This is a genomic window from Streptomyces sp. NPDC093568 (assembly GCF_044764945.1).
Lineage (GTDB): Bacteria > Actinomycetota > Actinomycetes > Streptomycetales > Streptomycetaceae > Streptomyces.
The window spans coordinates 742724-768061 of record NZ_JBIWJD010000001.1 but is presented as its reverse complement, the minus strand read 5'-3'; the positions used below and the strand labels follow the sequence as shown (position 1 = coordinate 768061).

Sequence of the window (25338 nt, the reverse complement as noted above, 5' to 3'; positions counted from 1 at the left end):
GTGGCGAGTATCGACGAGCCGAGGGGAACAGCCATGTCGAAGGCACAGGAGACCGCCGTCTACACGCACGGGCACCACGAGTCGGTGCTGCGCTCGCACACCTGGCGCACCGCCGCCAACTCGGCGGCCCATCTGCTCGGTTCGCTGAAGCCGCACATGCGGATCCTGGACGTGGGCTGCGGCCCGGGCACGATCACCGCGGACCTGGCGGCCCTGGTCCCCGACGGGCACGTGACCGGCGTGGACCGGGCGCCCGCGATCCTGGAGCAGGCCCGCGCCACGGCCGCCGAACGCGGTCTGCCGAACGTCGACTTCGCGGTGGCGGACGTGCACGCCCTGGACTTCCCGGACGACACCTTCTGTGTGGTCCACGCCCACCAGGTGCTCCAGCACGTCGGCGACCCGGTGGCCGCGCTGCGCGAGATGGCGCGGGTCACCAGGCCCGGCGGCCTGGTCGCGGTCCGTGACGCGGACTACGCGGCCATGACCTGGTATCCGGCGTCCCCGGGGCTGGACGACTGGCTGGACCTGTACCGCCGGGTCGCCCGCGCCAACGGCGGCGAGCCGGACGCCGGGCGGCGGCTGAGGTCCTGGGCGCTGCGCGCCGGGCTCAGGGACGTCACGGCGACCTCAAGCACCTGGACCTTCTCGACTCCGGACGAGCGGGCCTGGTGGAGCGGGCTGTGGGCGGACCGCACGCTGGCCTCGGCGTACGCCGGGCGGGCCACGGGGGGCGGGCATGCGACACCGGAGCAGCTGCGGGCCGTCTCGGCGGCCTGGCGGGAGTGGGGGCGGCGGGACGACGGCTGGTTCAGTGTGCTGCACGGAGAGATTCTGTGCCGAAAGGAAGCCTGAATCGGGATTTCCTGGAAACACGATGACCAGGAGGTCGAATTATGGTTCCCATTCTGCTCGTGCTACTACTGGCTCTGATTCTCTTTGGCGCCGGATTCGCGCTGAAGGCCCTTTGGTGGATCGCGATCGCGGTCCTCGTCGTATGGCTCCTGGGTTTCGTGATGCGTGGCACGACCACCGCAGGCGGCCGGGGCCGTTGGTATCGATGGTGAGTTGATTCCACCCCGCGAGTCGATGTCACTCGGTCCGAGTTCGCTCGGGCCGAGTGACATCGCTCTCCGGCGAGTGACATCACTCCCTGGGGAGCAGCGGCCCCAGCGGCCCGAGGTCCAGATTCAGGTCCTCGGGCCGCAGTCCGTAGCGCTCGCGCAGTTCGGTCATGCGGTCGTCGAGCAGCATCAGCGTCAGGCCGATCCGCTCCTCCTGCTCCTCGCTCAGGTCGCCCTCGTCGAAGCGGCGCAGGGCCTGGCGCTCCATGAGCTGGCGGAGCAACTCCACGACCGTCAGGACGAGTTTGACGAGGTCGCGCTCCACCGTGTCGGGATCGAGGTCCAGCCGGTTGCCGCGGCGCGATGTCCGGTCGCCCGCCGGCTCTTCGTGTGACGTCACGTCAACTCACCCCAGGGGGACGGGACCTGCTCGTTGACGGAGCTGATCAGCGCGTTCAGGTCGATACGGACGAGGTCGACGTCGGCGATGCGCAGGGTGATGTCCCCCGTGACCACGACGCCGCCGGCGAGCAGCCGGTCGAGCAGGTCCACGAGGGCTATCTCACGACGTTCGACCACGGTCACTGCTCCACCTCCGAATCCTGCCCGAACTCCCCCGTGAAGGAATACGCCGCCCAGGGGCCGGTGAGTTCCACTCGGATTCCGGGCACGTCGTCCTTTTCCCGGTCCACCAGTTCCACGAATTCCTCGGAATCCGCGCGCGGCACCAGATAGGCGGCATTGAGCACGTTCTGTCCGGACGCGGCGGAGAGCGCGGCGCTCTGCGGGGCGTGCAGTCGGGAATCCTCGGCGAACGCGGAAAGCGTCTCGTGCAGTCGGCCGGAGAATTCCGTGGCCCGCTGCCACACGTCCTCGTGGGCGCGGGTCTGCATCCGGCGCCGGCGCAGATAGTCACGGCCCGACCCCGCCCTGTACTCGGGCGGGCCGGGCTCGGCGGGCGGCTCGGCTTCGGCTTCCGTGGGCGCTCTCTCGACGTACACCTTGACGCCCCACTCCACCCGGCCCTCCAGCCGGTCGAGGACCCGGCGGAAGTCCTCCTCGCGGGCCTCCATCATGCTCCGCACACCGCTGTCGTCCCGGAAGACGGTGGCGAGCCGCAGCGGCAGCGGGGTGGTGACGACGGTGAGCGCGTCGATGACCTGCTGGTGGGCACGGGCGGTCACGGTGAGCCAGTCCAGGTCCTCCAGATGGGCCCGCAGCGGTGCCTCGGCGAAGTCCGCCTCGGGCACCGAACTGACGACGGCGATCAGGCCGTGGTGCGTCAGCTGTTTCGGCGGCGCGCCGGCGACCCCCGACAGCTGGGCCTGGAGGGCGGAGCGAAAGGGGCGGCACACGGCGTACACATAGCGCAGTGCGGTCACTGGGCCTCCTCCTGCTGCTGTTCCCTGGTGGGCTCCAGCTCCTCCAGCCGGGCCAGGCGCTCACGCAACTCGGCGTTCTCCCGGGCGAGTTCGTTGCGGCGGGCACCGGAGGACAACGCGGGGTCGTCCTCCCACCAGTCGATGCCCATCTCCTTCGCCTTGTCGACGGAGGCGACGATGAGGCGGAGCTTGATGGTCAGAAGCTCGATGTCGAGCAGGTTGATCCGGATGTCGCCCGCGATGACGATGCCCTTGTCGAGCACCCGCTCCAGGATGTCCGCGAGATTGGCGCTGCTGCCCTGGCTGTAGGGCTCGGGCAGCCTGCTGGACATCGTCATCGTCGGCTCCCACCGCCCGCGTACTCGGCTTCGTCCTCGTACTCGGGCTCTTCCTCGTAGGCGTCCTCGGGCTCCTCCTCGCCGGCCTCTTCCTCCTCACCTTCCTCGTCCTCGTACTCGTCCTCCGGCTCCTCGCCCTCGGGCTCCTCGTCCTCGGCGTACTCGGCGCTCTCGCCGTTGTCGTCGCCCTCGCCGGTGGCCTCGCCCTCTTCCTCCTCGTTCTCTTCGTACTCCTCCTCGTCCTCCTCCGCGACCGCGTCCTCGTGGCTGCGGACGACCTCGCCGTCGCGGATCTCGCCGCGCCAGCCGTCCTCGGCCTCTCCCTTGAAGGTGATGAAGCGGACGTAGTTCTTGAGGTCGAGCCGGGCGCGGCGGCCCTGGGCGCGCCAGATGTTGCCGGTCTTCTCGAACAGGCCCGCGGGGTAGTACTCGATCACCAGCAGGACGCGCGTGAGGTTCTCGGCGAGCCGGTGGAAGGAGACGACACCCTTCGTGGTGCCCTTGGCACCCTCCGAAGTCCAGGAGATCCGTTCGTCGGGGACCTGCTCCGTGGTTTTCGCCTTCCAGCTGCGGTTGGACCAGAAGACCTTCAGCTGCCAGTCGGAGGTCGTGTCGTCGGCGCGGCTCGCGCTCTTCACGCCCTTCGCGAAGGTGCTGAAGTCCTGGTACTGGGTCCACTGGTCGTACGCGGTACGCAGCGGTACGCCGACGTCGACGTACTCCATGATGACGGTGGGCTTGTTGCCCGCCTTGCCCTTTTTCTTACCCTTGCCTCCCCCACCCAGGTTCTTGAAAGCGTTCACGACGTTGTCCTTCGCGCGGGTGGCGCCGAGTTCCAGTGCGCTGCGCAGCGGCCCCTTGCCCTCGGCGAGCTTGCGGCCGCCGTCGAGGGCGAGCTGGGCGAAGCCGGGGCTGCGGCCCTCGGCGATGTCGTTCAGCTTGACCGTGGTCTCGCCGAGCTTGCGGCCGGCGCCGGTGAGCAGCCGGGTGGCCTGTGCCGCGAGGTACTCCTGCAGTTCGGCCTTGAACCGGTCGGCCGCCTCGCTGCCCGCCAGACCGGACAGGGGCTGCTTGGCCGTGTCGCGGGCCGCGGAGCCCGCGGATCCGACTGTGTCGGTCATGACTCGTCACCGCCCTTCGAACGGCGTGCCGCGGCCGTCTTGCGTGCCGCCGACCTGGGGGCGCCGGTCCGCTTGGCCGCCGCCTTCTTGGGTGCCGTCTTCTTCGCTGCGGGGGCCTTCTTGGCCGCCTTCTTCGCCGTCTTCTTGGCCGCGGTCTTCTTCGCCGTGGCCTTCCTGGCCGGCTCCTCGCGGCGGTCGTCCTCGGACTCCTCCTGCTCCGGCTCCCGCTCGGCGCGCTCGTCGTCCGCCGCGTCCTCCGCTTCGTCGTCCGAGCCGAGGTCCGGCGTCGGCACCGCGCCCGAGAGCTGCTCGCGCACCTCGGCGGTACGCCCGTGCAGCCGGTCGGAGAACGCGTCGAGCTGGCGCTCGACCATCGCGCCCGAGGCCGCCTTGCCCACCCCGCGCAGGTCCTCGCGCAGTTGGTCCCCGATCTCCTTGAACTGCGGGTTGTTCTGCAGTTGCTGGGACACCAGGTCCGCGACGGCCCGCGGGCTCAGATTCAGCCGCTTACCGGCCGCCAGCGTGCCGAGGGCGAACGCCAGTTTCGCCTTTTTCGTACGTCCGAGGACGTATCCGGCCCCTACGGCGAGGCCCAGTCCCACTCGGTTCATCATGCCGTCCCGTCACTGTTCCCGAACCCTGCGCGCTGGCCCGTCTCCAACCGGTCGAGGAGTTCGTCCTCCCTGCGGTCGAACTCCTCATCGTCGATCTCGCCCGCTTCCAACTGCTCTTCGAGCCGCGCCAGTTCGGCGCGCACGGCGTTCGGGTCGTAGTAGATCCGTTCCGCCTCCGCCAGTACCTGTCTGATCACCCACCCGCTGCCGCGCACAGGGGCGAACGGCAGCAGCAGTACCTCTCCGATCAGTCCCACGGAAACTCACTCCTCCGCCATCTCCGCACCGCTCGTGGTGCCGGCGGGCTCGGCCGGGCCGGGCTCGACGAAGCTGTACGGCGGCAGCGGGCCGTTGACCCGCAGTTCGAGGTGCGGATGCCCTTGGCGGAGCTGTTCCACAGCGGTGAGGAACGTCTCGGCCCGGTCGCGCTCCACCAGGAAGGACACATTGGCGAGCCAGCCGCTGGACTCGGGGCCGACACTGACCGCGTCCGCGGCCGGCTCCAGGGTGTGCTGTACGTCGGTCGCGTCCTCGGCCTCCTGGGCCTTGACGGCGGCGGCGACCATCTCGCCGAGTTGGAGCCGCTGCTCGTAGGTACCGCCGCCGGCCTGCCGGTTGGCCTCCGTCATGGCCCGCAGCTCAGGGTTGCTCGCCAGCACGCGGTGCAGGACGGCCTCCTCGGCGTGGGAGGCCTTGATGTTGTACTCGACCCTGCCGTCCAGGGCGGCCAGCCGCTCCTTGTAGTGCTCGGCGCGCTCGGCGAGGACGGAGGTGACCGTGTCGTCGTCGGGGGCGACGCTGCCGAACCGCATGGGCAGCACGCAGCCGGCCGCGCCGGCCTCGGCGAGCACGCTCGAGTGGGCGAGCAGTTCCCTGCGCTTGGGGCGCAGGTCTTCGGGCGCGTCACTGACGAGAGCGGCCAGTTCGCCCTGCTCGAGCACGCGCACCGGGCGGGCCGGGTCACCGACGCCGCCCATCTCCTTGGGAAGCGCGGGGTGCGAGCTCGCTGTGATGCCGTACACGTACGTGCTCACTCCTGCTCCTCCTTCCTGCGCGTGGTGGTGGACTTGCGGGTGCGCTGCCTGGGCCGCTCCTCGCCCTCCTCGCGCGCCTGCTTGAAGGCGTCGGAGATGGTCTCGGCGGCGCCGGACAGGGCGCCCTTGGACTTGCCGCGCGCACCGGACTCGGTGATCTCCCCGACCAGGTCGGGCAGGCCCGGGTCCTTGCGCGGCCCGGCCTCCAGGTCGAGCCGGTTGCAGGCCTCGGCGAAGCGGAGATAGGTGTCGACGCTCGCTACGACGACACGGACATCGATCTTGAGGATCTCGATGCCGACCAGGGAGACCCGAACGAATGCATCGATGACGAGTCCCCTGTCGAGAACGAGCTCGAGCACGTCGTAGAGGCCGCTGCTGCCGCCTCCGCCGCCGCTCTGCTGTGCCGGGACAACGGTCATACCGGCCGTTCCTCCTTGTCTCGGGACGGTGGACTGGGCATGGGCGGGCGGCCTAGCGACCGCCCTGCCTGTGTGCGTCGGAACGCCCACGCTCGTAGCGGCGCACGCGCCGGTATCCGGTGAGCTGTCCATCCGGGTCGAGATCGACCTGGTAGCTCGCCATCAGGCTCATCGTGTCGGGGACGCGGGTCAGTTCCAGGACCTCGATCTCGAGGCTCCAGCCGTCCTCCGTCTGTTCGAAGGACGTCACCTTCTCCGCGTCCGCGCCGGTGAGTTCGGCGAGCTGGCTTCGTGCCTGACGCAGGACTTCCATGGGGGCCGGCTTTCCGTCCGCCCCGCCTGTCTGCCGTCTGGATGACTTGGGTGTGTTCTGTGAATCATTCATGGGCGCCTCCTACGCCGAGTGGCCTGGAAGACGCCGATCAAACCCGCGGCCCGATTTCTTCGGCCGCGGGTGTGCCGGTTCCTCAGCCGCGCAGGGCGTCGAGCCGACGCCGGGCCGGGCCGAGCGCGCGGCCGCGCCGCATGACGCCGGCCCACGGGTCGGTGCGCGCCTGTTCCACGGCGTCGGCGATGGTCCAGCGGCGCGCGTCGAGCTCCGGGTCGTTCAGGTCGTCCCAGGTCAGGGGCGTGGCCACGGGGGCGCCGGGGCGGGCGCGCACGGTGTAGGGGACCACCGCGGTCTGCGCGTAGGCGTTGCGCTGCACGTCGAGGTAGAGCCGGTCGCCGCGGTCCTTCTTGCGGGCGGCGGTGGTGAGCCGGTCCGGGTGGGCTTCGGCGAGCGCCTCGGCGACGTCCCGTGCGAAGGCGCGCACGTGGTCGAAGTCCTCCTGCCCCTTCAGCGGCACGACGACGTGCAGGCCCCGCGAACCGGTGGTCATCAGCGCCGACGGCAGCTCCAGGGTGTCGAGCAGTTCGCCCAGCAGCCCCGCCGCCTCCCGGACCTGCTCGAAGTCGTCGTCTGCCGGGTCGAGGTCGAAGACCAGCCGGTCGGGGTGGTCGGGGCTGTTGGTGCGGGAGAGCCAGCGGTGCAGGGTGAGACTGGCCTGGTCGGTGAGGTAGACGAGGGTCGCGGTGTCCTCGCAGACCGTGTGACAGACGGTGCCGTCCTCCTTGGGCAGCTCGACGCGGGTGATCCAGTCCGGGTAGTGCTCCGGGGTGTTCTTCTGCATGAACCGGGGACCGTCGAGCCCGTCGGGATGCCGCTCCAGCATCAGCGGGCGGCCCCGCAGATGCGGGAGCATGAACGGGGCGACGGACCGGTAGTAGTCGACGAGGTCGCCCTTGGTGTACTCCTTGGCGCCCCCGCCGCCGGGAAAGAGCACCTTGTCGACCCGCTTGACCTCGACGGTACGGCGACCTGCGCGCACCTTCGTCGAGCCGCCGCCCTCGGTCACCGTACGACCGCCTCCTCCACCAGCAGCTTCCCGGCGGCGGCGATGGCCATGGCGTCGATGCCCGCGGCGTGCAGCTGCTCGTCCGGGGACGCCGAGCCCGGCATCATGCGCACCGCGAGCCGCACGAGTCGCGGCACCGGGCGGCCGTCGGTGAACGCGTCGAGCACGGCGTCGCCGATGCCACCCTCCTCGTGGTGGTCCTCCACGGTGAGCAGGCAGCCGGTGTCCTCGGCGGCCCGGCGCAGGGTTTCCCGGTCGACGGGCTTGACGGAGTACAGGTCGACGACCCTGATGCGGATGCCCTCCCGCTGCAGGACGTCGGCGGCGGCGAGCGCCTCGTGCACGGTGACACCGGCCGCCACGACGGTCAGCCGGTCGCGGTCACTGGAGCGCAGTACCTTGCTGCCGCCGACCGGGAACCGCTCGTCGGGTCCGTAGATCACCGGGGCGGCGCCGCGCGAGGTGCGCAGATAGCGGATGCCCTCCAGGCCGGCCATGGCCGCGACGAGCTTGGCCGTCTGGTTGGCGTCGCACGGGTACAGCACCGTCGAGCCGTGCACGGCCCGCATCATCGCCAGGTCCTCCAGGCCCATCTGACTCGGCCCGTCCTGTCCGATGGCGACGCCGGCGTGCGAGCCGACGAGGTTGACGCCGACGCCGCTGACCGACGCCATGCGCACGAAGTCGTGGGCGCGGGTCAGGAAGGCGGCGAAGGTGGAGGCGTACGGCACCCAGCCGCGCGTGGCGAGGCCCACGGCGGCGGCGACCATCTGCTGTTCGGCGATGTAGCACTCGAAGAACCGGTCGGGGTGTTCCTTGGCGAAGAACTCCGCGCGCGTGGAGTCGCTGACCTCGCCGTCGAGGGCGACGACGTCGGAGCGCGCGGAGCCGAGGGCGGCGAGCGCCTCGCCGTAGGCGTTACGGGTGGCGACCTCCTCCCCCTTCTCCCAGCGGGGCAGTTCGAGGTGTCCGCCGGGCACCGCGTGCAGCATGCGGGTCGCGGGCGGCTCGTGGACGTGGATGCGCAGCTCGCGCGGCCCGCCCAGTTCGGCGACGGCCTCGTCGGCGTCCGGCAGCGGCTTGCCGTGCAGTCCCTCGCGGTCCTGGACGCTCTCGACACCCTTGCCCTTGAGGGTGCGGGCGAGGATCACGGTGGGCTGCCCGGTGGTGGACCGGGCCTCCCCGTACGCGCGGTCGACGGCGTCGACGTCGTGCCCGTCGACCTCGACGGTGTGCCAGCCGAACGCCTGGAAGCGGCGGGCGTAGGCGTCGAGGTCGTGACCGTGCCGGGTCGGGCCGCGCTGGCCGAGCCGGTTCACGTCGACGACGGCGGTGAGATTGTCGAGGTGCTCGTACGCCGCGTGCTCGGCGGCCTCCCACACGGAACCCTCGGCGAGCTCGCTGTCCCCGCACAGCACCCAGACCCGGTACCCGGCCCGGTCCAGCCGCTTGCCCGCCAGCGCGATCCCGACCCCGATGGGCAGTCCCTGCCCGAGCGAGCCGGACGCGGTCTCCACCCACGGCACCCGGCGCGGGGTGGGGTGCCCTTCGAGCCGGCTGCCGAGCTTGCGGAAGGTGAGCAGCTCGCCGTCCTCGATGGCACCGGCGGCCTTGTAGGCGGAGTACAGCAGCGGCGTGGCGTGCCCCTTGGACAGCACGAACCGGTCGTTGCCCGGGTGGGCGGGCCGCTCGAAGTCGTAGCGCAGGTGGTTGGCGAGGAGTACGGCCATCAGATCGGCGGCGGACATCGACGACGTCGGATGCCCCGACCCCGCGGCGGCGGAGGACCGCACGCTGTCGACCCGCAACTGCTGGGCGAGCTCGGTGAGTTCGGCGGTGTTCATGAGTCTCCTTCCGGGAGGTCGCGGGAGTCGGGTCCACGGCCCGCGGGGATGTCGGGACGCGGCTTGTGCACCGCCGGGGCGTCGGGTGGCGGCCCGGCGGCCGCCGGGGCGTCGGCGTCGGACTCGTGTCCCGCTCGCAGCGCGGGGCGGGTGACGGGGCCGGGGGGTTCGTGGTGTTTGGCGGCGTCGGGGTCCCGGACGGGGTCGGAGGGCTCGGCGCCCTCGCTCTTGGCGGGCTCGCCGCCGGGCTGGTTCTTGGCCGGCTGGTTCTTGGCCGGTTCTCCGCCGGGCTGGTTCTTGGCCGGCTGGTTCTTGGCCGGTTCCCCGCCGGGCTGGTTCTTGGCGGGCTCGGCCGCCCCCGTGCCCGCCGCGGCCGTGTCCTTCACCCCCGGCGTCGCTTCCTTCTTCCCGGTGCCCTGCGACTTCTCCATCTCCGCCCCGCCCGGCACCCGCGCCAGCTCCGGCGACGCCGTGTCCAGCGGTACCGACCACGACCGCACGAGGCCCAACTGGACGGCCTGGCGCGGCAGTACGGCGTCCAGGAGCCAGTCGGCGGCGACGCGGACGCGGTTTCCGGGCATCGCGGCGAGGTGGTAGCCGCGGGTGACGGCGCCCGCCGCGACGCCGGGCAGATTGACGCCGAGCGGGTTGGCGGCCGCCTTGACGCCGCCCAGGTCCACGACGAAGCCCATGTCACGGTGGCGGTAGACCCGCCGCTCCCCCAGGCCGAGGGACGCCGCCACGTTGTGCGCCACCGCCTTGCCCTGCCGCCAGGCGTGCTGGGCGGTCATCGGCGTGTACTCGCCGGGCTTCTCCAGGTCGGGCACGGCGGCCGCGTCCCCGGCGGCGAACAGCTCCGGCCGGCCCGGCACCTGGAGGTAGGGGTCGACGAGCAGACGGCCCCGCTCCAGGGGCAGTTCCAGGGACGCGGCGAGCGGATCGGGCCGTACGCCGACGCACCACACGAGCGTGCGGGTGTCGACGAACTCGCCGTCGGTCAGCAGCACCCCCCGGTGCGTGGCCTCCTTCACGGAGGTGCCCATCCGCACCTCGACGCCCCGCTGCCGCAGCACCTGGTCGGCCGTGCGCGACAGCCGTTCGTCCAGTTCGGGCAGCACGCGCTCGGCGATGTCGAGCAGCAGCCAGCGGGGCCGCAGACCTGCCCGCATGGGGTGCTTGCGCACCTGGGCGTCGGTGAAGAGCTTGCCCTGCGCGGCGACCTCGGTCCCGGTGTAGCCGGCGCCGACCACGACGAAGGTGCAGCGCGCCGAGCAGTTCTCGGGGTCGTCGGTCGCGGCGGCCAGCTCCATCTGCCGGGTCACGTGGTCCCGCAGATACAGCGCCTCCGGCAGGCTGCGGAAGCCGTGGGCGTGCTCGGCGACGCCGGGGATGGGCAGCAGTTTGTTGACGCTGCCCGCGGCGAGGATCAGCCGGTCGTAGGACAGGGTGCCGGCGTCGCCCTCGGGGCCGGTGTAGTGCACGGTGTGCCCGTCCAGGTCGATACCGTCGGCCTCGCCCAGCACGAGCCGTGCGTGCGGCAGGGTGCCGGAGAGCGAGACGGTGACCCGGCGCGGTTCCAGGATGCCGGCGGCGACCTGGGGCAGCAGGGGCAGATACAGGAAGTAGTCGGTCGGGTTCAGCAGGGTGATGTCGGCCTTGTGCCGGGTGAGCCGGGCCAGGGTGCGAGCGGCCCTGAATCCGGCGAATCCGGCGCCGACGATCACGATGCGGGGTCGACTCACGGTGGGCCTCCGACGCTGTCGCGTACCTCGGGAGCCTTCCGCGTCCCCCTGGTCAGGGCGCCCAAACGTCGCCCCCGTCCCGCGCCGGCCCCCGGCGCGCCCACCCGGCCGGCCCTGGTTTCCGCCCGGACCTCCGGGTACCCGGTACGCCGACCCGCCACCACCGCCGAGGCGGCAGTCCCGGAGGTTTCCCCCATGCCCCACTACGGGCCGACGTCATGAAGCTCCATCTCCCGGTCGTCTCCGTCTACACGGTGCCCACCGACGCCCCCGAGGCGGACGGCACCCTGAGCTGGAACTCCACGACCGTGGTGATCGCCGAGGTGACGGCGGGCGAGGCGACCGGCACCGGCTGGACGTACGGCCCGGCGGCGGTCGGCGACTTCCTGCGCGACCATCTCGCCCCGCTGGTCGAGGGCCGTGACGCCAGGGACATCCCGGCGGCGCACGACGCGATGTGCCGCGCGGTCCGCAACGCCGGCCGGCCGGGTGTCGCCGCGTGCGCGATCTCGGCGCTGGACATCGCCCTGTGGGACCTCAAGGCCCGCCTGCTGGAGCTGCCGCTGGCCCGGCTGCTGGGCGCCTGCCGCGCACACGTTCCCGTCTACGGCAGCGGCGGCTTCACGACGTACCACGACAAGCATCTGGCGGCGCAGTTGAACGGCTGGGTGCACGGTCAGCACATCCCGCGCGTGAAGATCAAGATCGGCCAGGACGGGGGCGGCGCTGCGCTGCGCGATGTGGCGCGGGTGCGCACCGCACGCGAAGTGATCGGCACGGAGGCCGAGTTGTACGTGGACGCCAACGGCGCCTACAGCCGCAAGCAGGCGATCCGCGTCGGCCACGCCCTGGCCGGGCACGGCGTCGGCTGGTTCGAGGAGCCGGTGTCCTCGGACGACCTGGCGGGCCTGCGCCTGATCCGCGACACCCTGCCGTGCGACGTCACGGCCGGTGAGTACGGCTACGACCTCCCGTACTTCGCCCGCATGATCACCGCGGGCGCCGTCGACTGCCTGCAGATCGACGCGACCCGCTGCGGCGGCCTCACGGAGTTCCTCCGCGCCGCCGCCCTCGCCCAGGCGCACGGCCTGGAGGTCTCGGCCCACTGCGCCCCGCACGCCCACGCCGCCGTGGCCGCCGCGCTTCCCAACCTGCGCCACATCGAGTGGTTCCACGACCACGTCCGTATCGAGGACATGTTCTTCGACGGCGCCCTGGACCCCACCGGAGGCACGGTCACCCCGACGCAGGGCCTGGGGCACGGGCTGACCTTGCGGGCGGAGGAGGTCCAGGAGTTCCGGGTCGCGTAGCCGACGAGTCACCCCCGCCGCAGTGGGCCCGAGCGGGCCCCGTCACCTCCGCCGCAACGGCGACCAGCCCCGGCGTCGCAGATCGGCGGTCACCGCGGCGCCGAGCCCCACGGCCAGGCCGGCCGCCGCCACCCGCCCCCGGTTGCGCGAGGCCCACTCCTGCGGGCCGCCGTCCACGGCCTCGTCGTCGAAGCGCCCGTGCGCCCCGAAGTCCCGCCCGTGCGGCCCGTCCGCCGGCGTCCACAGGTTGCCCGGTCCCGCGGGGCCGTCCGCCGGCTCGCCCGCGGTCTCGTCCCGCTGCGCCTCGAAGCCGGTCCGCCCCAGATACCGGTCCAGCAGCCCGGGAGCGACCGCGTTGGCGAGCAGCGTCGCCACCGTCGAACCGCCGACCCAGTACTCCCGCCGCCGGCCGTGCCCGGCCGCGTGCACGATCGCCCGCGCGGCCACCTCCGGCTGGTACACCGGGGCCACCGGCCGGGCGCGTCCCGGCATCCGGTTCACCACCCAGTCGAACTGCGGGGTGTTGACGGCCGGCAGCTGCACCATCGTCGTACGCACCCGGCTCCGCTCGTGGAGCAGCTCGCACCGCAGCGACTCGTTGAACCCCTGAATGGCGTGCTTCGCCCCGCAGTACGCCGACTGCAGGGGGATCCCCCGGTAGGCGAGCGCCGAGCCGACCTGCACGATCGTGCCCCGGTCGCGCGGCAGCATGTGCCGCAGGGCGGCCCGGGTGCCGAACACATAGCCCAGGTACGTCACTTCGGTCACCCGGCGGAACTCGTCCGGGGTGATCTCGGTGAACGGGGCGAAGACCCCGGCGAAGGCGTTGTTGACCCAGACGTCGATGTGCCCGAACGCGTCGACGACCCGCTGGGCGGCGTCCTCGACGGCCTTGGCGTCGGCCATGTCGACGGTGACGGCCAGCGCCTCGCCGCCGGCCCGCTGTACGTCGTCCGCCGCCGCGGCGAGGCCTTCACGCCCGCGGGCGAGCAGGGCGACCCGGTCGCCCCGGGCCGCGAAGGCGAGGGCCGTCGCCCGACCCACGCCCCCACTGGCGCCGGTCACGACGACGGCCCTGCCATGCCCCGGCAGCGCGCGTTCCCACGGCCCGCGCACGCCGCCTCACGCCCGGTGGTGCGGCAGCTCGGGGTCGATGTCGTCCGGCGGCGGCTGGGTCCCGGCGGTGCCCGGCGTCTCCGCGGCCGGCGGTCCGGCCGGCATCGGCGGATACGGCATGCCGAGCCCACCGGGCGGGGCGGCGGGGGCGGTGCCGCCGATGGTGCGGCCGTGCGCGGCCTCGGTGTGCCGGCCCAGGTGGCGGGACGCCGACGGGCGGGCGGCGCCGCGCAGCACGTAGGCCAGCACGCCCAGGATCACCGCGGTGATCAGAGCGGCGGCCCAGTCCGGCAGGCCGGTGGCGAGGCCGAGTCCCAGCGCGAGCGCGAGGGCCGCGCCCGCGTACAGGGCGAGGGCACCGGAAGCGGCGTAGAGCGTGGCGCGGCGTCGCTGCCTGCGCGTCTGCTCGCGCAGCTCGTCGCGGATGGTCTCCCTCGCGACCTGCGCCAGTTCGTCGACCAGGTGCTTGTCCAGATGCTCAAGATGATCCAAGCGGTCCATGGTCGCCGGGTACCCGTACGGGCGTACGCGTAACGGGGAGTGAGGGGATCGCGTGAAACGATCTCCCCGTCCGGCCGCCCCCAACTACGCTCGGGGCATGGAGATTCTGGGAGCCACGCTGCGCGTGTGCGTCGACGACCTGGAGGCCGCGGTCCCCTTCTACGAACGCCTCGCGGGCGGCAGAGCGCTTCGCTTCGAACGCGGTGGTGTGCAGGTGGCCGCCATCGGCTGCTTCCTGTTGATGAGCGGCCCGGAGGCCGAGCTGGAGGTCCTGCGCAAGGTCGCGGCGACGATCGCCGTCAAGGACGTCGAGGAGACGGGCCAGGTGCTCGGCGAGCTGGGCGCGCGGATCATCGCGGGCCCGGTGCCGACACCGGTGGGCCGCAACCTGATCGCGATGCACCCCGACGGGTCGATCTACGAGTACGCGGACCGTCAGGCCTGATCGGAGACCGAAGCAGCGCACGTCCTCGTCCCGAAGGCAGGGCTTCAGCCCCTCCAGGGGGTGATGGAGCAGTCACCGCCGAGGACGAGGGGGAAGTCCCCGGCGCGTACCTGGCCCTCGATGCGGTCGACGGTCACGGACCTCGACACGATGAAGATCAACTTCAAGCCCGCATCTCGGCGGTGATCGCCCACCGTTCGTGATCGCGCCAGGCCCCGTCGATGAAGAGCATGCCCGGCGAGAAGCCTTCCAGGCGGAAGCCGCAGGCGCGGGCGAGCGCGATGGAGGCGCTGTTGGCGGGCTGGACGTTGATCTCCAGCCGGTGCAGCCGCATCGGACCGAAGGCGTGGCCGACCACCAGGTCGAGGCCTTCCCGCATCAGCCCGCGCCCGGCCGCGTGGGCGAAGGCGCCGTAGCCGAGGGCGCCGCTGCGGAAGGCGCCCTGGACGATGTTGTTGATGTTGATGAACCCGGCGATCCCCCCGCCGTCGTCCTTCGCGCAGACCAGGAAGCCCGCCTTGGCCGGGTCCTCGATCAGCCGCCCGGCATAGGCGCCGTAGGCGGCCTCGCTGTCCGGCGGGAAGAGCCAGGGGTGGTGCAGTTCCTTGCTCTCCCGGGCGCGCGCGGCGAACTCGGCGCCGTCCTCGTAGCTGAAGTGACGTATGCCCACGCGGGGGCCTTCGGCGAGATAGCGGGACGCGGGATGCGGCATTGCGCCAGCGTACGACTCGCTAACGGCGCCGTCGCATGAAGTACGCCCCGAACAGGGCGCCGATGACGGCCGTGCCGAGCAGCGCAAGCCACAGCGGCATCGTCACCAGGGGGATCAGCAGCCTGATCTCGGTCTTGCCGGTGTTCTCGAAGATGAAGATCAGGGCGAGAACGGCGAGCACCAGCACGGCGATCCTGGCAGGCGTCATCGCCCCGGCCAGGCCGCCCCGCTTCCCGTCGGCCCTGGTGCCGCTCTCCGACGTCTTCGCGGTCATACCCCCAGGATGCTCCCGAAGTCGCGATCACGCACGGTGAGCGGCTCGGGCGCGCTCAGCCGAGCACCGGAAGCTGGATCACCCCCGTGTCCTGGGGCGTGCTGACCACCGTCACCGGCTTGATCCCCCGGTTCCCGAAGTACGCGTCGTCACTCGCCGCGATCACGAAGCGCAGCCGGTGCCCCTTCTCGTACCGGTGCACGATCCCCGGCAGGGTCACGGTGAAGCTCCTGGTGACGTCCGGCACACGCACCGGCGCGACCAGCCGGTGCACCAGCGTCCGCGTGCCGTCCGGGGCGACGTCGTACAGCTTGGCGAACAGCACCAGCTTGTCCGCGGCGTCACCGGAGTGCTGGGTCCGCTCGGCCTTCGGGGAGACGACCTTCAGCGTGGCGCGGGGCGCCCCGACGACGTCGGTGGTGCGGGCGAGCGGTTCGCTGGTCCAGCCGAGGTAGGTGCCCCTGGTGTCGTAGGGCGCCGGATCCGGCAGGCCGATGAGTCCGGCGAGCGAGCTCTCCGAGTGGCTGGTGGGGACGAGCCAGTTGGTGTACGTACGGCTGCCGCGGGTCACCTTGCGGCGGTTGTCGACGAGCTTGCCGTCGCCGGAGAGGTACAGCGTGCGGTTGAGCGCGGGCAGCCGGTCGGCGGTGGCGTAGGTGTGGTCCGGGTCGGTGATCCAGTCGCGGTAGTAGGCGAAGGCCGGTCCGGTGTCGACGTGGTTGCGGTGCAGATAGCGGTCGAACCAGGTGAGGATGCGCCGGCCGACGTAGCTGGTCTCCAGGTTGCCCTGGCCGAGGTTGAGTTCGCCGGAGGCGGGGTCGGTGAGGCCGCCGCTGTGCCCCCAGGACTGCCAGATCATCTTGGTCGGGGTCCCCTGGGCCTTGAGCGTCTTGTACGTCGCCGTCGCCTCGTTGAGATTGAACAGGCTGTCGGCCTGGCCCTGGACGAGGAGGGTGGGTGCCTTGACGCGGTGCAGGTAGGACACCGGTGAGACGCTGCGGGCGTAGGCGAGCAGCTCGGCGGTCTCTTTCGCCGGGTAGCGGCCGGAGTTGAGGGTGCGGACGGTGTCGCAGGCCTTGGTGACGAAGTGCAGGCAGGCCATGGAGTTGATGCGGGAGGGGTCGAGGTTCGGCTCCAGCAGGGGCTGGCCCTCGCCGATGAGGTAGAAGCCGTTGGCCCACTGCCATTTGAAGGCACCGGGGACGGCGGGGCTGCCGGCGGCGTTGTTCGGGTCGAGGGAGTACGCCAGGTCGTTCCAGGTGATCAGCGGCACCAGCGCGTCCAGGCGCCGGTCGACGGCGGCCGTGGCCAGCTGGACGGCCCCGCCGTAGGAGCCGCCCACCATGCCGACGCGCGGGTCGCCGGGGGCGTCGAGGGTGACGAAGTCGGCCCTGGTGCCGTCGTCGGCGGCGCGCTTGCCGCCCAGGAAGTCGATCAGCCGGGAGGCGGCGGCGCCGTCGATGGTGGGGTCGTCGAGCGAGATCAGACAGCCGGAGCGACCGAAGCCGAGCCCGGAGTAGACGAGGGAGACGTAGCCGCGCTGCGCGAAGGCCTCGCCGACGACGTTCGTCGAGCCGTCGGACTTGCTGCCGCCGAAGCCGTTGGTGGCGAGGACGGCGGGCGCGGGGTGGGCGCGGTCCACGCCGGCGGGCCGGTACAGATCGGCGTCCACGGTGCAGGTGCGGTCGCCCGCCCGGACGGTGAACTTCACGGCGGTGACGGTGTACTGGCCGGTCGCGGCGGCGGCCGGTGCGGTGAGGGCGAGGGGTGCGGTGAGGGTGGCGCCGAGGACGAGAGCGAGCGGGGCTCGATAGCTGGGCACACGACGGGACACGGAGACCTCCACACTGAGGCACGCTGGGAAATGCCCTGCTTACCGACCAGTAAGTACTGGCCGGTTGTCATGGTGTGACACGTGTCAGGCGAGGTCAATCGCGGTGACGGAGGTTTCTTGACGGAGATTCAGTGAAGGGCGCTCAGCGCAGCGCGGGCTCGTCGAGGGTCAACGTCCCCGCTTCGGCGTCGAGTTCGGCGCCCAGTCCGAACGGGATCGTCAGCGCACCCTCACCGTGCCCGAACCCGAACTCCTCCACAACTGGCACACGGAGGCCACCCAGCCGGTCCCGCAGCAGCGCGCGCACCCGCTCGTACGGCTCGCACTCCTGCCACGAGCCGAGCAGCACGCCGCGCACACCGTCGAACAGGCCGGCGCGCAGGAGTTGGGTCAGGTAGCGGTCGAGCCGGTACGGCTCCTCGCCCACGTCCTCCAGGCACAGCAGGCCGCCGCGCGCGGAGGTCCGGGCGTGCGGGGTGCCCGCCTCGGCGGCGAGCAGGCACAGGCAGCCGCCGAGCGTGACGCCCCGCGCCCGGCCCGGGACCAGTGCGGAGCCGGTGGAGGTGATCGTGCGCACGGACTCCGGATCGAACAGCGTGGCCCGCAGATGGTCCTGCGCCCGCGCGCTCTTGATGAAGTCGACGCCGGCCGCCATCGGCCCGTACAGCGTGGCCAGACCCAGCCGGGTGGCGAAGGCCTCGTGCAGCACGGTGATGTCGCTGAAGCCGACGAACACCTTCGGCCCGGCCGCCCGCATCGCGTCCCAGTCGAGCAGGTCGATCATCCGCTGCACGCCGTAGCCGCCCCGGGCGCACAGCACGGCGTCGACGGAGGGGTCGCACCAGGCCCGCTGGAGGTCGGCCGCGCGGTCGACGTCCGTGCCCGCGAGGTAGTCGAACTCGCCGTGCCGGTCCAGCACATGGGGCGCCGCCACCGGGTCGAGGTCCCAGCCGCGCAGCACGTCGAGCCCGGCCTGCAACCGCTCCTCGGGCACCGGTCCGCTGGGGGCGACGACGGCGACGCGGGCGCCGGGGGCGAGTCGGAACGGGCGGGTCAACGGACGTACGGGACCGGTCACTTGGCGAGCTCCAGCTTGGGGATTCCGGGCGGCGTCAGCCCGAAGACCTGGGCATACAGGGAGAGTTCGGACTCCAGGACGCGCACCATCGTCTCCGCGCGCCGGAACCCGTGCCCCTCCCCCTCGAAGGCGATGTAGGCGTGCGGGATCCGGCGCCCCTCCAGCCGGGCCAGGAACCGCTCGCACTGCGCGGGCGGGCAGATCACGTCCTCCAGGCCCTGCAGCAGCAGGAACGGCACGGTGAGACGGTCGGCGTGCGCCGCGGGCGAGCGCTCGGCGTAGCGCGCCGGCACCTCGGCGAACGGGCCGACGAGCGACTCCAGGTACTGCGACTCGAAGTCATGGGTCTCGCCCGAGGCCCAGCCGGCCAGGTCGAGGATCGGGTAGAGGATCGTGCCGCAGGCGAAGACGTCGGTCGTGGTGAGCGCCGCGGCGCTGGTCCAGCCGCCCGCGCTGCCGCCCCGGACGGCGAGCCGGTCGCGGTCGGCGGTGCCCTCGTCGGCGAGGGCGAGCGCGACGGCCGCACAGTCCTCGACGTCGACCACGCCCCACTGCTCGCGCAGCCGCTCGCGGTACTCCCGCCCGTACCCGCTGGAGCCGCCGTAGTTGACCTCGGCGACCCCGATGCCGCGCGAGGTGAAGTAGGCGATGGTGAGGTCCAGCACGAGGGGCGCCCGGTCGGTGGGGCCGCCGTGGGCCCAGACGACGTAGGGCGGCGGTGTGTCGGCGGGGGCGACGCAGCCGGGGTTGTGGGGCGGGTAGATGTGCGCGTGGATGTCGTCGCCGGCGGGGCCGGTGAAGGTACGGATCTGCGGCTCGGGGTAGTAGGCGGGATCCACGGCGTCGTCGTGCGGGGCGCCGATCACCCGGGAGTGGCCGGTGCGGGTGTCGAGTTCGACCACCTCGTAGGCGCTGCGCGGGCTGGCGCCGACGGCGATCACCCGCTCGCCGTGCACCGCGAGGGTGGGTGCGAACTCGGTCCAGGGGCCCGCCGAGTCGACGATCTCGCCGGTCTCGGGGTCGAGAACCCCGAGGGCGGTGGAGCCGCGGCCGTGGACGACCGCGACGAGCCCGCTCGCCAGCGGCGCGAACCAGCTCAGCCCGAGCTTCCACAGCGGGCCGCCGAACTCCTCCTCGCGCGGGCACACGGGTTCGCCGTCCCGGTAGAGGTTCCACCAGCCGCTGCGGTCGCTGGCGTACAGCAGCCGCCCGTCGGCCGACCAGTCGACCTGGGCGATCGATTCCCGCGGTCCCCCGGCGACACCGCGCGGACGGCCGAACGTGCCGTCGTCGCCGACGTCGGCGACCAGCAGTTCCGTGCCGTCCCAGGGCATCCGCGGATGGTCCCAGGCCAGCCACGCCGCGCGCCGCCCGTCGGGCGAGAGCCGCGGGCCGGTGACGAACCGGTGCCGCTCACCGGTGAGTTCCCGCACGGCGGCCCGGTCCCCGGCGGCCGAGCCGTCCAGCGGTACGGCGGCCAGGACGCGCCGCACGTCCGTCGGCTCCTGGCCCGTGAACTCCTCCAGCACGCACCACACTTCACCGCGTTCCAGCCGCAACTGCGGCTCCACCCAGCGCAGTCCACCGCCCACCCCGGACACGGGAGTGAGCGGACGAGGCTCCTCACCCTCCTCGTACCGGTACAGCCGCTGATCGGCGAAGTCGACGAAGACGACGAGCGGCCGGCCGTCGACCACGGCGCCCGCCCACGGCTGACCCCCGTACTCGACGACCCGGCTGCGCACGTTCCAGGGAGCGGGCAGCACGGACGTCTCCTCCCCGTCGGCGCGCCGCCGCACCAGCGTGCGCCGCCCGCCCTCGGTGGGGCGTGGTTCGGTCCACCACGCCTCGTCACCGACGAAACCCACGTACTCGGGCCGCCCCTCGTGCGTCGCGGCGACGGCCGCGTCGATGGGCGAGGGCCAGGAACCGTACGCCAGCGTCCGCACTGTCTCCCCTACCTCGTCTAGGCCGTGCGCAGAAAGCGGTCGAGTACCCGCACACCGAAGTGCAGTGCCTCGACCGGCACCCGTTCGTCGACGCCGTGGAACATGGCCCCGTAGTCGTAGCCCTCCGGCAGCCGCAGCGGCGAGAAGCCGTAGCCGGTGATGCCGAGCCGCGAGAACTGCTTGGCGTCGGTGCCGCCGGGCATGCAGTACGGCACCGTGTGCCCCTCGGGCGCGAACTCCTCGACGGCGGCGCGCATCCTCGCGTACGTCGGCGAGTCGAGGGGCGACTGGAGGGCGACCTCGCGATGGTGGAACTCCCAGTCGACGTCCGGTCCGGTCAGCTCGTCGATGGTCGCGCCGAACTCGTCCTCGAAGCCCGGGAGATACCGTCCGTCGACGTACGCGACGGCCTCGCCCGGGATGACGTTGACCTTGTAACCCGCCTCCAGCATGCTCGGGTTGGCGCTGTTGCGGACGGTCGCCTCGACGAGCTTGGCCGCCGGGCCGAGCTTGTGCATCAGGCCGTCCACGTCGTCCAGGTCGGCGTCGAGGCCGTACAACGCCGCGAGTTCGGTGAGGGCGGCGCGGACCGTCGGGGTCAGGCGGACCGGCCACTCGTGGGCGCCGATCCGGGTGACGGCGGCGGCGAGGCGGGTGACCGCGTTCTCCCGGTTGGGGCGGGAGCCGTGCGCGGCCCTGCCGCGCGCCGTGAGCTTCAGCCAGCCGGTGCCGCGCTCCCCGGCCGCCAGCGGGTAGATCTGCCGTCCGCTGCCGTCGTGGACGGTGAACGCCCCGGACTCGCCGATGCCCTCGGTACAGCCCTCGAACAGTGCGGCGTGCCGGTCCGCGAGGAAGCCGGAGCCGTCCGCCGCGCTCGCCTCCTCGTCCGCGGTGAACGCGATCACGACGTCCCGGCGGGGGCGCACGCCGGCGCGGGCCCAGGCGCGGACGACGGCGAGGATCATCGCGTCCATGTTCTTCATGTCGACCGCGCCCCGGCCCCAGACGACCCCGTCGCGGACCTCACCGGAGAAGGGGTGCACGGTCCACTCGCCGGCCTGCGCGGGTACCACGTCCAGGTGACCGTGGACGAGCAGCGCGTCCGCCGAGGGGTCGCTGCCCTCGAAGCGGGCGACTACGTTCGTGCGGCCCTTCGTGCGCTCCAGGAGGGTGGGCTCCAGGCCCGCCTCCGTCAGCCGCGCGGCGGCGTACTCGGCGGCGGGTCGCTCCTGGCAGTCGCCGCCCCCGCGATTGGTCGTGTCGATGCGAATGAGGTCGGACGTGAACGTCACGACCTCCTCCAGCGCCTGCCCGTCAGCCATACTGCTCCTCCACCGCGGCCGAGACGATCGTGGTGACCGCCTTGAAGGTACGGATTCCCTCGTACATGCGCTCGCTGGTGTACGCCACCTTTCGCTCGCCGATACGTTCGACGCCCGGGACGACGGTCGCGGCCATGGCGAGATGCTCGGCGTCGAACTCGACGGCGACGGTGAACGGACCGCCGTTCACCGGCTGCTGACGGACCGCCAGCGCGGCCGCCTCCTTGGCCGCCGCGCGGATGTCGGCGGCGGTCCTGGCCGGTGTACGGCACACGGCGGCGTACCGCGAGACGTGGTCCTTGACGGCGACCTTCAGCGCCCCGGGCGCGTAGCCGAGCGCGTCCTCGCAGGCCACGTCGTCGCCGGTGACGAGCACGACGGGCACGCCGTACTCGGCGACGACATGGGCGTTCAGCAGGCCCTCGCTGGCGCGTACGTCGTTCAGCCACACCCCTGTGACGGAGTTCGCGAGGTAGGTGTGGGCGAGGACACCTTCCATGCCGGCGCCCGCGTGGTAACCGACGAAGGCGATGCCGTCCACGTCACCGTGCTGCACGCCCTCGACCATGGACAGCGACTTGTGCCGGCCGGTGAGCATCTCGGCCCGCTCGTCGAGCCGTTCGAGCAGCAGATTGCGCATGGACCAGTGCGCCTCATTGATGACGACGTCGTCGGCGCCGCCGTCGAAGAACCCCAGCACCGCGGCATTGACGTCCGAGGTGAACATCCCCCGGCACCGCTCCCACTGCGGTGTCCCGGGCAGCACGTCGCCCGGCCAGGTCACCCCGGTGGCGCCCTCCATGTCAGCACTGATGAGGATCTTCATGCTCCGTCACGTTACGCGCCCGCGCGCGAACCCGCCACGAAGCGGACGAACGCCGCTTTCACGCCCCCGAGGCGTGCTTGTCAGCCACCGTGTCCGGGCACTACTGTCACCACGCCTTGGTGAACGGGAAATCCGGTGTGATGCCGGTGCGGCCCTCGCCACTGTGAATCGGGAAGTCCGGCTCCGGCCCTCACGGGCAGCCACTGGGTTCTTCGGGACCCGGGAAGGCGGAGCACGGGCGGTGTCACCCGTCAGCCAGGAGACCGGCCAAGGCGCGTCAACCATCCACGAGGTGCTGGAGAGGGTCTGCTGAGCCATGCACATAGCCGAGGGTTTCCTGCCTCCGGCGCACGCGGTCGCCTGGGGCGTCGCGTCCGCGCCGTTCGTCGTACACGGAGTCCGATCACTCACCCGTGAGGTCAGGGAGCACCCCGAGAGCACACTGCTCCTCGGCGCCTCCGGAGCCTTCACGTTCGTCCTGTCCGCGCTGAAGCTGCCCTCGGTGACCGGCAGCTGCTCGCATCCCACCGGCACCGGCCTGGGCGCCATCCTCTTCCGGCCGCCGATCATGGCGGTCCTCGGCACCATCACCCTGCTCTTCCAGGCGCTGCTGCTCGCCCACGGCGGCCTGACCACGCTCGGCGCCAACGTCTTCTCGATGGCGATCGTCGGGCCCTGGGCCGGGTACGCCATCTACAAACTGCTGCGGCGCTACGACGTGCCGCTGATGGTGGCCGTCTTCTTCGGCGCGTTCCTCGCCGACCTGTCCACCTACTGCGTGACCAGCGTCCAGCTGGCCCTCGCCTTCCCCGACCCGAGCAGCGGATTCCTGGGCGCGCTCGGCAAGTTCGGCTCCATCTTCGCCGTCACCCAGATCCCGCTCGCGGTGAGCGAGGGCCTACTCACGGTGCTCGTGATGCGGCTGCTGGTGCAGTCGAGCAAGGGCGAACTGACCCGGCTGGGCGTGCTCCTGACGAAGAAGCGGACCGGGAGCGAGACCGAGGCGGTGGCCCGATGAGCAGGAACACGAAGATCAACGTCCTGTTGCTGCTCGTGGTGGCCGCACTGGCCGTGCTGCCGCTCGCGCTCGGGCTCGGCGACCACAAGGAGGAGCCGTTCACCGGTTCCGACGGTGAGGCGGAGACGGCCATCACCGAGATCGAACCGGACTACAAGCCTTGGTTCTCACCGCTGTACGAGCCGCCGTCCGGTGAGATCGAGTCGGCGCTGTTCTCCCTCCAGGCCGCCCTCGGCGCCGGTGTTCTCGCCTACTACTTCGGCCTGCACCGGGGCCGGCGGCAGGGCGAGCAGCGCGCGCTGGAGCGCGCGAGGGCCGGCGAGGAACCCAAGGCCGACAAGGTCTGACGGATGCTGCCGATCGACGCGGCGGCGCACAGCAGTCGCTGGCGCCGTCGTCATCCCGTGGACAAGGCCGTGCTCGGGCTCGGCCTCACCGTGCTCGCGATCTCGCTGCCGCCCTGGCCGGGCGCCGCGCTGGTCCTGGTCACCGCGCTCGCCGTGCTGCTGGGTCCGGCGGGCGTGCCCGCGCGACGGCTGTGGCGCGCCTATCGTGTGCCGCTCGGCTTCTGTGTGACCGGCGCGGCCACCCTGCTGGTCCAGGTGGGCGGCCCGGAGGGCTTCGTGTCCCTCGCCGACGACGGCGGGTCGCGCGCCGGGGAGCTGCTGCTGCGCACCTCGGCCGCCTCGCTCGGCGTGCTGCTGTTCGCGTTCACCACCCCGATGTCCGATCTGCTGCCCCGGCTGGTGCGGGCGGGGGTGCCCGCACCCGTGGTCGACGTCGCCCTCGTGACGTACCGCATGAGCTTCCTGCTGCTGGACTCGGTGCGGCGCATCCGGGACGCCCAGGCCGCGCGGCTCGGGCACACCAGCAGGGCCGCGGAGTGGCGTTCGCTCGCCGGGCTCGGCGCCACCGCGTTCGTACGGGCCTTCGACCGGGCGACCCGGCTCCAGGCCGGGCTGGCCGGGCGCGGCTACGACGGCACCCTGCGCGTCCTGGTGCCCGAGGCGAAGGTCTCCGTCCGCTTCACGGCCGCCAGTTGCGCACTGCTCGCGACGCTGGCCGCCCTCACCCTCGTACTGAAAGGGGCCCTGTCATGAGCGAGCCCGCCGCCCTGGTCGCCCTGCGGGGCGCGTCGTACGCCTACGAGGACGGCCCCGTCGTGCTCAGCGGCCTCGACTTCGACGTGCGCGAGGGCCGCGCCCTGGCGCTGCTGGGCCGCAACGGCAGCGGCAAGACCACGCTGATGCGGCTGCTCAGCGGCGGACTCAGGCCGCGCGAGGGCCGGTTGACGGTGGCGGGGGCGCCGGTCACCTACGACCGCAAGGGGCTGACCCGGCTGCGGACCACCGTGCAGCTGGTGGTGCAGGACCCCGACGACCAGCTCTTCGCCGCGTCCGTCGCCCAGGACGTCTCCTTCGGCCCGCTGAACCTCGGCCTGCCCGACCCCGAGGTGCGCGCGCGGGTCGACGAGGCGCTCGCCGCCCTCGACATCACCGCGCTGGCCGACCGGCCCACGCACCTGCTGTCGTACGGTCAGCGCAAGCGCACCGCCATCGCCGGGGCGGTCGCCATGCGGCCGCGCGTGCTGATCCTCGACGAGCCGACCGCCGGGCTCGACCCCGACGGCCAGGAGCGGCTGCTCGTCACGCTCGACGGGCTGCGCGCGAGCGGCACCACGGTGGTGATGGCCACGCACGACGTCGACCTCGCGCTGCGCTGGGCCGACGACGCGGCACTGCTCACGCCGGACGGTGCCCGCACCGGCCCGGCGCCCGAGATGCTGGCCCGCACCGACCTCCTCCAGCAGGCCGGTCTGCGGCTGCCCTGGGGCGTCGCGGCGACCCGGCTGCTGCGGGCACAGGGGCTGCTGGACGACGCGGCGGCCGGTCCCCGCGACGCGGAGGAGCTGGCGGCCCTCACGGCGGCGCACACCGCACCCGACGCGGGCCGTGACTGGGCACACGGGTGATCCCCACCGCCACCAGTCGGCAA

At 72.2% G+C, this 25338-nt stretch carries 31 protein-coding genes and 1 riboswitch; of the genes, 8 read left to right on the top strand and 23 right to left on the bottom strand.

Features of this window, described 5'->3' with window-relative positions; genetic code table 11:
• The first annotated feature begins 33 nt into the window (after positions 1 to 33).
• Together ACIRD7_RS03300 and ACIRD7_RS03295 are read left to right on the top strand one after the other, a co-directional pair.
• On the top strand, positions 34 to 855 hold the full coding sequence (locus ACIRD7_RS03300) for a class I SAM-dependent methyltransferase (protein WP_403449052.1): 822 nt from the start codon (positions 34 to 36) through the stop codon (positions 853 to 855).
• A 41-nt stretch (positions 856 to 896) separates the two neighbouring features.
• Positions 897 to 1067, top strand: coding sequence for a hypothetical protein (locus ACIRD7_RS03295; RefSeq protein ID WP_062702272.1), 171 nt, complete (start codon positions 897 to 899; stop codon positions 1065 to 1067).
• 79 nt (positions 1068 to 1146) lie between these two features.
• Here ACIRD7_RS03295 and ACIRD7_RS03290 read toward each other — a convergent pair whose 3' ends face one another.
• From ACIRD7_RS03290 to ACIRD7_RS03230, 13 genes are all read right to left on the bottom strand, one after another.
• Positions 1147 to 1464 (bottom strand): gas vesicle protein K, encoded by a 318-nt coding sequence (locus ACIRD7_RS03290; RefSeq protein ID WP_403449050.1) that lies wholly within the window; start codon positions 1462 to 1464, stop codon positions 1147 to 1149.
• Complete coding sequence (locus ACIRD7_RS03285; RefSeq protein ID WP_031475810.1) at positions 1461 to 1649, bottom strand: gas vesicle protein; 189 nt, start codon at positions 1647 to 1649, stop codon at positions 1461 to 1463. Before ACIRD7_RS03285 ends, ACIRD7_RS03290 begins: the two co-directional genes overlap by 4 nt.
• The gene (locus tag ACIRD7_RS03280) at positions 1646 to 2446 is read right to left on the bottom strand and encodes a GvpL/GvpF family gas vesicle protein (protein ID WP_403449047.1); all 801 of its coding nucleotides are present in this window, start codon (positions 2444 to 2446) and stop codon (positions 1646 to 1648) included. The genes ACIRD7_RS03285 and ACIRD7_RS03280 overlap by 4 nt, the downstream gene beginning before the upstream one ends.
• Positions 2443 to 2784 carry a gas vesicle protein gene (locus ACIRD7_RS03275; RefSeq protein ID WP_403449044.1) on the bottom strand — a complete coding sequence of 114 codons (342 nt, stop codon included), beginning with the start codon at positions 2782 to 2784 and terminating at the stop codon, positions 2443 to 2445. The genes ACIRD7_RS03280 and ACIRD7_RS03275 overlap by 4 nt, the downstream gene beginning before the upstream one ends.
• Positions 2781 to 3905, bottom strand: coding sequence for an SRPBCC family protein (locus ACIRD7_RS03270; protein WP_403449041.1), 1125 nt, complete (start codon positions 3903 to 3905; stop codon positions 2781 to 2783). The genes ACIRD7_RS03275 and ACIRD7_RS03270 overlap by 4 nt, the downstream gene beginning before the upstream one ends.
• Positions 3902 to 4516, bottom strand: a complete 615-nt coding sequence (locus ACIRD7_RS03265; protein WP_403451633.1) for a DNA primase — start codon at positions 4514 to 4516, stop codon at positions 3902 to 3904. Before ACIRD7_RS03265 ends, ACIRD7_RS03270 begins: the two co-directional genes overlap by 4 nt.
• Complete coding sequence (locus ACIRD7_RS03260) at positions 4516 to 4776, bottom strand: gas vesicle protein GvpG (RefSeq protein WP_403449039.1); 261 nt, start codon at positions 4774 to 4776, stop codon at positions 4516 to 4518. Before ACIRD7_RS03260 ends, ACIRD7_RS03265 begins: the two co-directional genes overlap by 1 nt.
• 6 nt (positions 4777 to 4782) lie before the next feature.
• A complete protein-coding gene (locus ACIRD7_RS03255; protein ID WP_403449036.1) occupies positions 4783 to 5553 on the bottom strand; it encodes a GvpL/GvpF family gas vesicle protein in 771 nt (256 codons plus the stop codon).
• A complete protein-coding gene (locus tag ACIRD7_RS03250) occupies positions 5550 to 5975 on the bottom strand; it encodes a gas vesicle structural protein GvpA (RefSeq protein WP_403449033.1) in 426 nt (141 codons plus the stop codon). Before ACIRD7_RS03250 ends, ACIRD7_RS03255 begins: the two co-directional genes overlap by 4 nt.
• A gap of 52 nt (positions 5976 to 6027) precedes the next feature.
• Entirely contained in the window at positions 6028 to 6360 is a 333-nt protein-coding gene (locus ACIRD7_RS03245; RefSeq protein ID WP_403449030.1) for a gas vesicle protein, read from the bottom strand.
• A gap of 82 nt (positions 6361 to 6442) precedes the next feature.
• Positions 6443 to 7372, bottom strand: coding sequence for a non-homologous end-joining DNA ligase (gene ligD, locus ACIRD7_RS03240; RefSeq protein WP_403449027.1), 930 nt, complete (start codon positions 7370 to 7372; stop codon positions 6443 to 6445).
• Positions 7369 to 9216 carry a transketolase gene (locus ACIRD7_RS03235; protein WP_403449024.1) on the bottom strand — a complete coding sequence of 616 codons (1848 nt, stop codon included), beginning with the start codon at positions 9214 to 9216 and terminating at the stop codon, positions 7369 to 7371. The genes ligD and ACIRD7_RS03235 overlap by 4 nt, the downstream gene beginning before the upstream one ends.
• A complete protein-coding gene (locus tag ACIRD7_RS03230; protein ID WP_403449021.1) occupies positions 9213 to 10958 on the bottom strand; it encodes an FAD-dependent oxidoreductase in 1746 nt (581 codons plus the stop codon). The genes ACIRD7_RS03235 and ACIRD7_RS03230 overlap by 4 nt, the downstream gene beginning before the upstream one ends.
• A gap of 218 nt (positions 10959 to 11176) precedes the next feature.
• Here ACIRD7_RS03230 and ACIRD7_RS03225 point away from each other — a divergent pair, with 218 nt between their 5' ends.
• Positions 11177 to 12268 (top strand): enolase C-terminal domain-like protein, encoded by a 1092-nt coding sequence (locus ACIRD7_RS03225; protein ID WP_403449018.1) that lies wholly within the window; start codon positions 11177 to 11179, stop codon positions 12266 to 12268.
• Positions 12269 to 12310: 42 nt separating this feature from the next.
• Here ACIRD7_RS03225 and ACIRD7_RS03220 read toward each other — a convergent pair whose 3' ends face one another.
• Both ACIRD7_RS03220 and ACIRD7_RS03215 read right to left on the bottom strand, forming a co-directional pair.
• Positions 12311 to 13384, bottom strand: a complete 1074-nt coding sequence (locus tag ACIRD7_RS03220) for an SDR family oxidoreductase (RefSeq protein WP_403449016.1) — start codon at positions 13382 to 13384, stop codon at positions 12311 to 12313.
• 6 nt (positions 13385 to 13390) lie between these two features.
• On the bottom strand, positions 13391 to 13885 hold the full coding sequence (locus ACIRD7_RS03215; RefSeq protein WP_403449013.1) for a phage holin family protein: 495 nt from the start codon (positions 13883 to 13885) through the stop codon (positions 13391 to 13393).
• Between the two features lie 97 nt (positions 13886 to 13982).
• Here ACIRD7_RS03215 and ACIRD7_RS03210 point away from each other — a divergent pair, with 97 nt between their 5' ends.
• Positions 13983 to 14330, top strand: a complete 348-nt coding sequence (locus ACIRD7_RS03210) for a VOC family protein (RefSeq protein ID WP_403449011.1) — start codon at positions 13983 to 13985, stop codon at positions 14328 to 14330.
• A 44-nt stretch (positions 14331 to 14374) separates the two neighbouring features.
• On the opposite strand, the gene ACIRD7_RS03205 is transcribed toward ACIRD7_RS03210, so the two are convergent.
• The 8 genes from ACIRD7_RS03205 to ACIRD7_RS03170 form a co-directional block, all read right to left on the bottom strand.
• A complete protein-coding gene (locus tag ACIRD7_RS03205; RefSeq protein ID WP_403449009.1) occupies positions 14375 to 14497 on the bottom strand; it encodes a hypothetical protein in 123 nt (40 codons plus the stop codon).
• Positions 14494 to 15042, bottom strand: coding sequence for a GNAT family N-acetyltransferase (locus ACIRD7_RS03200; RefSeq protein WP_403449007.1), 549 nt, complete (start codon positions 15040 to 15042; stop codon positions 14494 to 14496). Before ACIRD7_RS03200 ends, ACIRD7_RS03205 begins: the two co-directional genes overlap by 4 nt.
• A 19-nt stretch (positions 15043 to 15061) precedes the next feature.
• Entirely contained in the window at positions 15062 to 15316 is a 255-nt protein-coding gene (locus ACIRD7_RS03195) for a DUF1049 domain-containing protein (RefSeq protein ID WP_403449005.1), read from the bottom strand.
• 55 nt (positions 15317 to 15371) lie between these two features.
• Positions 15372 to 17150, bottom strand: a complete 1779-nt coding sequence (locus ACIRD7_RS03190) for a CocE/NonD family hydrolase (RefSeq protein WP_403449003.1) — start codon at positions 17148 to 17150, stop codon at positions 15372 to 15374.
• A gap of 142 nt (positions 17151 to 17292) precedes the next feature.
• Positions 17293 to 18228 (bottom strand): LD-carboxypeptidase, encoded by a 936-nt coding sequence (locus tag ACIRD7_RS03185; RefSeq protein WP_403449001.1) that lies wholly within the window; start codon positions 18226 to 18228, stop codon positions 17293 to 17295.
• Complete coding sequence (locus ACIRD7_RS03180; protein ID WP_403448998.1) at positions 18225 to 20177, bottom strand: prolyl oligopeptidase family serine peptidase; 1953 nt, start codon at positions 20175 to 20177, stop codon at positions 18225 to 18227. Before ACIRD7_RS03180 ends, ACIRD7_RS03185 begins: the two co-directional genes overlap by 4 nt.
• Before the next feature lie 17 nt (positions 20178 to 20194).
• A complete protein-coding gene (locus ACIRD7_RS03175; protein WP_403448995.1) occupies positions 20195 to 21499 on the bottom strand; it encodes a M20/M25/M40 family metallo-hydrolase in 1305 nt (434 codons plus the stop codon).
• Positions 21492 to 22325 (bottom strand): M55 family metallopeptidase, encoded by an 834-nt coding sequence (locus ACIRD7_RS03170; protein WP_403448992.1) that lies wholly within the window; start codon positions 22323 to 22325, stop codon positions 21492 to 21494. Before ACIRD7_RS03170 ends, ACIRD7_RS03175 begins: the two co-directional genes overlap by 8 nt.
• A gap of 100 nt (positions 22326 to 22425) precedes the next feature.
• A riboswitch (cobalamin riboswitch) is annotated at positions 22426 to 22612 on the top strand.
• Between the two features lie 29 nt (positions 22613 to 22641).
• Here ACIRD7_RS03170 and ACIRD7_RS03165 point away from each other — a divergent pair.
• Genes ACIRD7_RS03165 through ACIRD7_RS03150 form a run of 4 tightly spaced genes read left to right on the top strand, consistent with a single transcriptional unit; the run spans position 22642 to position 25315 of the window.
• Positions 22642 to 23343: an energy-coupling factor ABC transporter permease gene (locus tag ACIRD7_RS03165; RefSeq protein WP_403448989.1), complete on the top strand. Its 702-nt coding sequence runs from the start codon at positions 22642 to 22644 to the stop codon at positions 23341 to 23343.
• Entirely contained in the window at positions 23340 to 23690 is a 351-nt protein-coding gene (locus ACIRD7_RS03160; RefSeq protein WP_403448986.1) for an energy-coupling factor ABC transporter substrate-binding protein, read from the top strand. Before ACIRD7_RS03165 ends, ACIRD7_RS03160 begins: the two co-directional genes overlap by 4 nt.
• Positions 23691 to 23693: 3 nt before the next feature.
• Positions 23694 to 24443, top strand: coding sequence for a cobalt ECF transporter T component CbiQ (cbiQ, locus tag ACIRD7_RS03155; protein WP_403448984.1), 750 nt, complete (start codon positions 23694 to 23696; stop codon positions 24441 to 24443).
• Positions 24440 to 25315 (top strand): energy-coupling factor ABC transporter ATP-binding protein, encoded by an 876-nt coding sequence (locus tag ACIRD7_RS03150; protein ID WP_403448981.1) that lies wholly within the window; start codon positions 24440 to 24442, stop codon positions 25313 to 25315. The genes cbiQ and ACIRD7_RS03150 overlap by 4 nt, the downstream gene beginning before the upstream one ends.
• Positions 25316 to 25338 lie beyond the last annotated feature (23 nt).

Coding starts and splice junctions, on each gene's coding strand:
- ACIRD7_RS03195 (WP_403449005.1), bottom strand. CDS start 15,316: ATGACCGCGAAGACGTCGGAGAGCGGCACCAGGGCCGACGGGAAGCGG.
- ACIRD7_RS03235 (WP_403449024.1), bottom strand. CDS start 9,216: ATGAACACCGCCGAACTCACCGAGCTCGCCCAGCAGTTGCGGGTCGAC.
- ACIRD7_RS03210 (WP_403449011.1), top strand. CDS start 13,983: ATGGAGATTCTGGGAGCCACGCTGCGCGTGTGCGTCGACGACCTGGAG.
- ACIRD7_RS03150 (WP_403448981.1), top strand. CDS start 24,440: ATGAGCGAGCCCGCCGCCCTGGTCGCCCTGCGGGGCGCGTCGTACGCC.
- ACIRD7_RS03170 (WP_403448992.1), bottom strand. CDS start 22,325: ATGAAGATCCTCATCAGTGCTGACATGGAGGGCGCCACCGGGGTGACC.
- ACIRD7_RS03300 (WP_403449052.1), top strand. CDS start 34: ATGTCGAAGGCACAGGAGACCGCCGTCTACACGCACGGGCACCACGAG.
- ACIRD7_RS03265 (WP_403451633.1), bottom strand. CDS start 4,516: ATGAACCGAGTGGGACTGGGCCTCGCCGTAGGGGCCGGATACGTCCTC.
- ACIRD7_RS03245 (WP_403449030.1), bottom strand. CDS start 6,360: ATGAATGATTCACAGAACACACCCAAGTCATCCAGACGGCAGACAGGC.
- ACIRD7_RS03175 (WP_403448995.1), bottom strand. CDS start 21,499: ATGGCTGACGGGCAGGCGCTGGAGGAGGTCGTGACGTTCACGTCCGAC.
- ACIRD7_RS03160 (WP_403448986.1), top strand. CDS start 23,340: ATGAGCAGGAACACGAAGATCAACGTCCTGTTGCTGCTCGTGGTGGCC.
- ACIRD7_RS03225 (WP_403449018.1), top strand. CDS start 11,177: ATGAAGCTCCATCTCCCGGTCGTCTCCGTCTACACGGTGCCCACCGAC.
- ACIRD7_RS03275 (WP_403449044.1), bottom strand. CDS start 2,784: ATGACGATGTCCAGCAGGCTGCCCGAGCCCTACAGCCAGGGCAGCAGC.
- ACIRD7_RS03250 (WP_403449033.1), bottom strand. CDS start 5,975: ATGACCGTTGTCCCGGCACAGCAGAGCGGCGGCGGAGGCGGCAGCAGC.
- ACIRD7_RS03215 (WP_403449013.1), bottom strand. CDS start 13,885: ATGGACCGCTTGGATCATCTTGAGCATCTGGACAAGCACCTGGTCGAC.
- cbiQ (WP_403448984.1), top strand. CDS start 23,694: ATGCTGCCGATCGACGCGGCGGCGCACAGCAGTCGCTGGCGCCGTCGT.
- ACIRD7_RS03270 (WP_403449041.1), bottom strand. CDS start 3,905: ATGACCGACACAGTCGGATCCGCGGGCTCCGCGGCCCGCGACACGGCC.
- ACIRD7_RS03200 (WP_403449007.1), bottom strand. CDS start 15,042: ATGCCGCATCCCGCGTCCCGCTATCTCGCCGAAGGCCCCCGCGTGGGC.
- ACIRD7_RS03295 (WP_062702272.1), top strand. CDS start 897: ATGGTTCCCATTCTGCTCGTGCTACTACTGGCTCTGATTCTCTTTGGC.
- ACIRD7_RS03165 (WP_403448989.1), top strand. CDS start 22,642: ATGCACATAGCCGAGGGTTTCCTGCCTCCGGCGCACGCGGTCGCCTGG.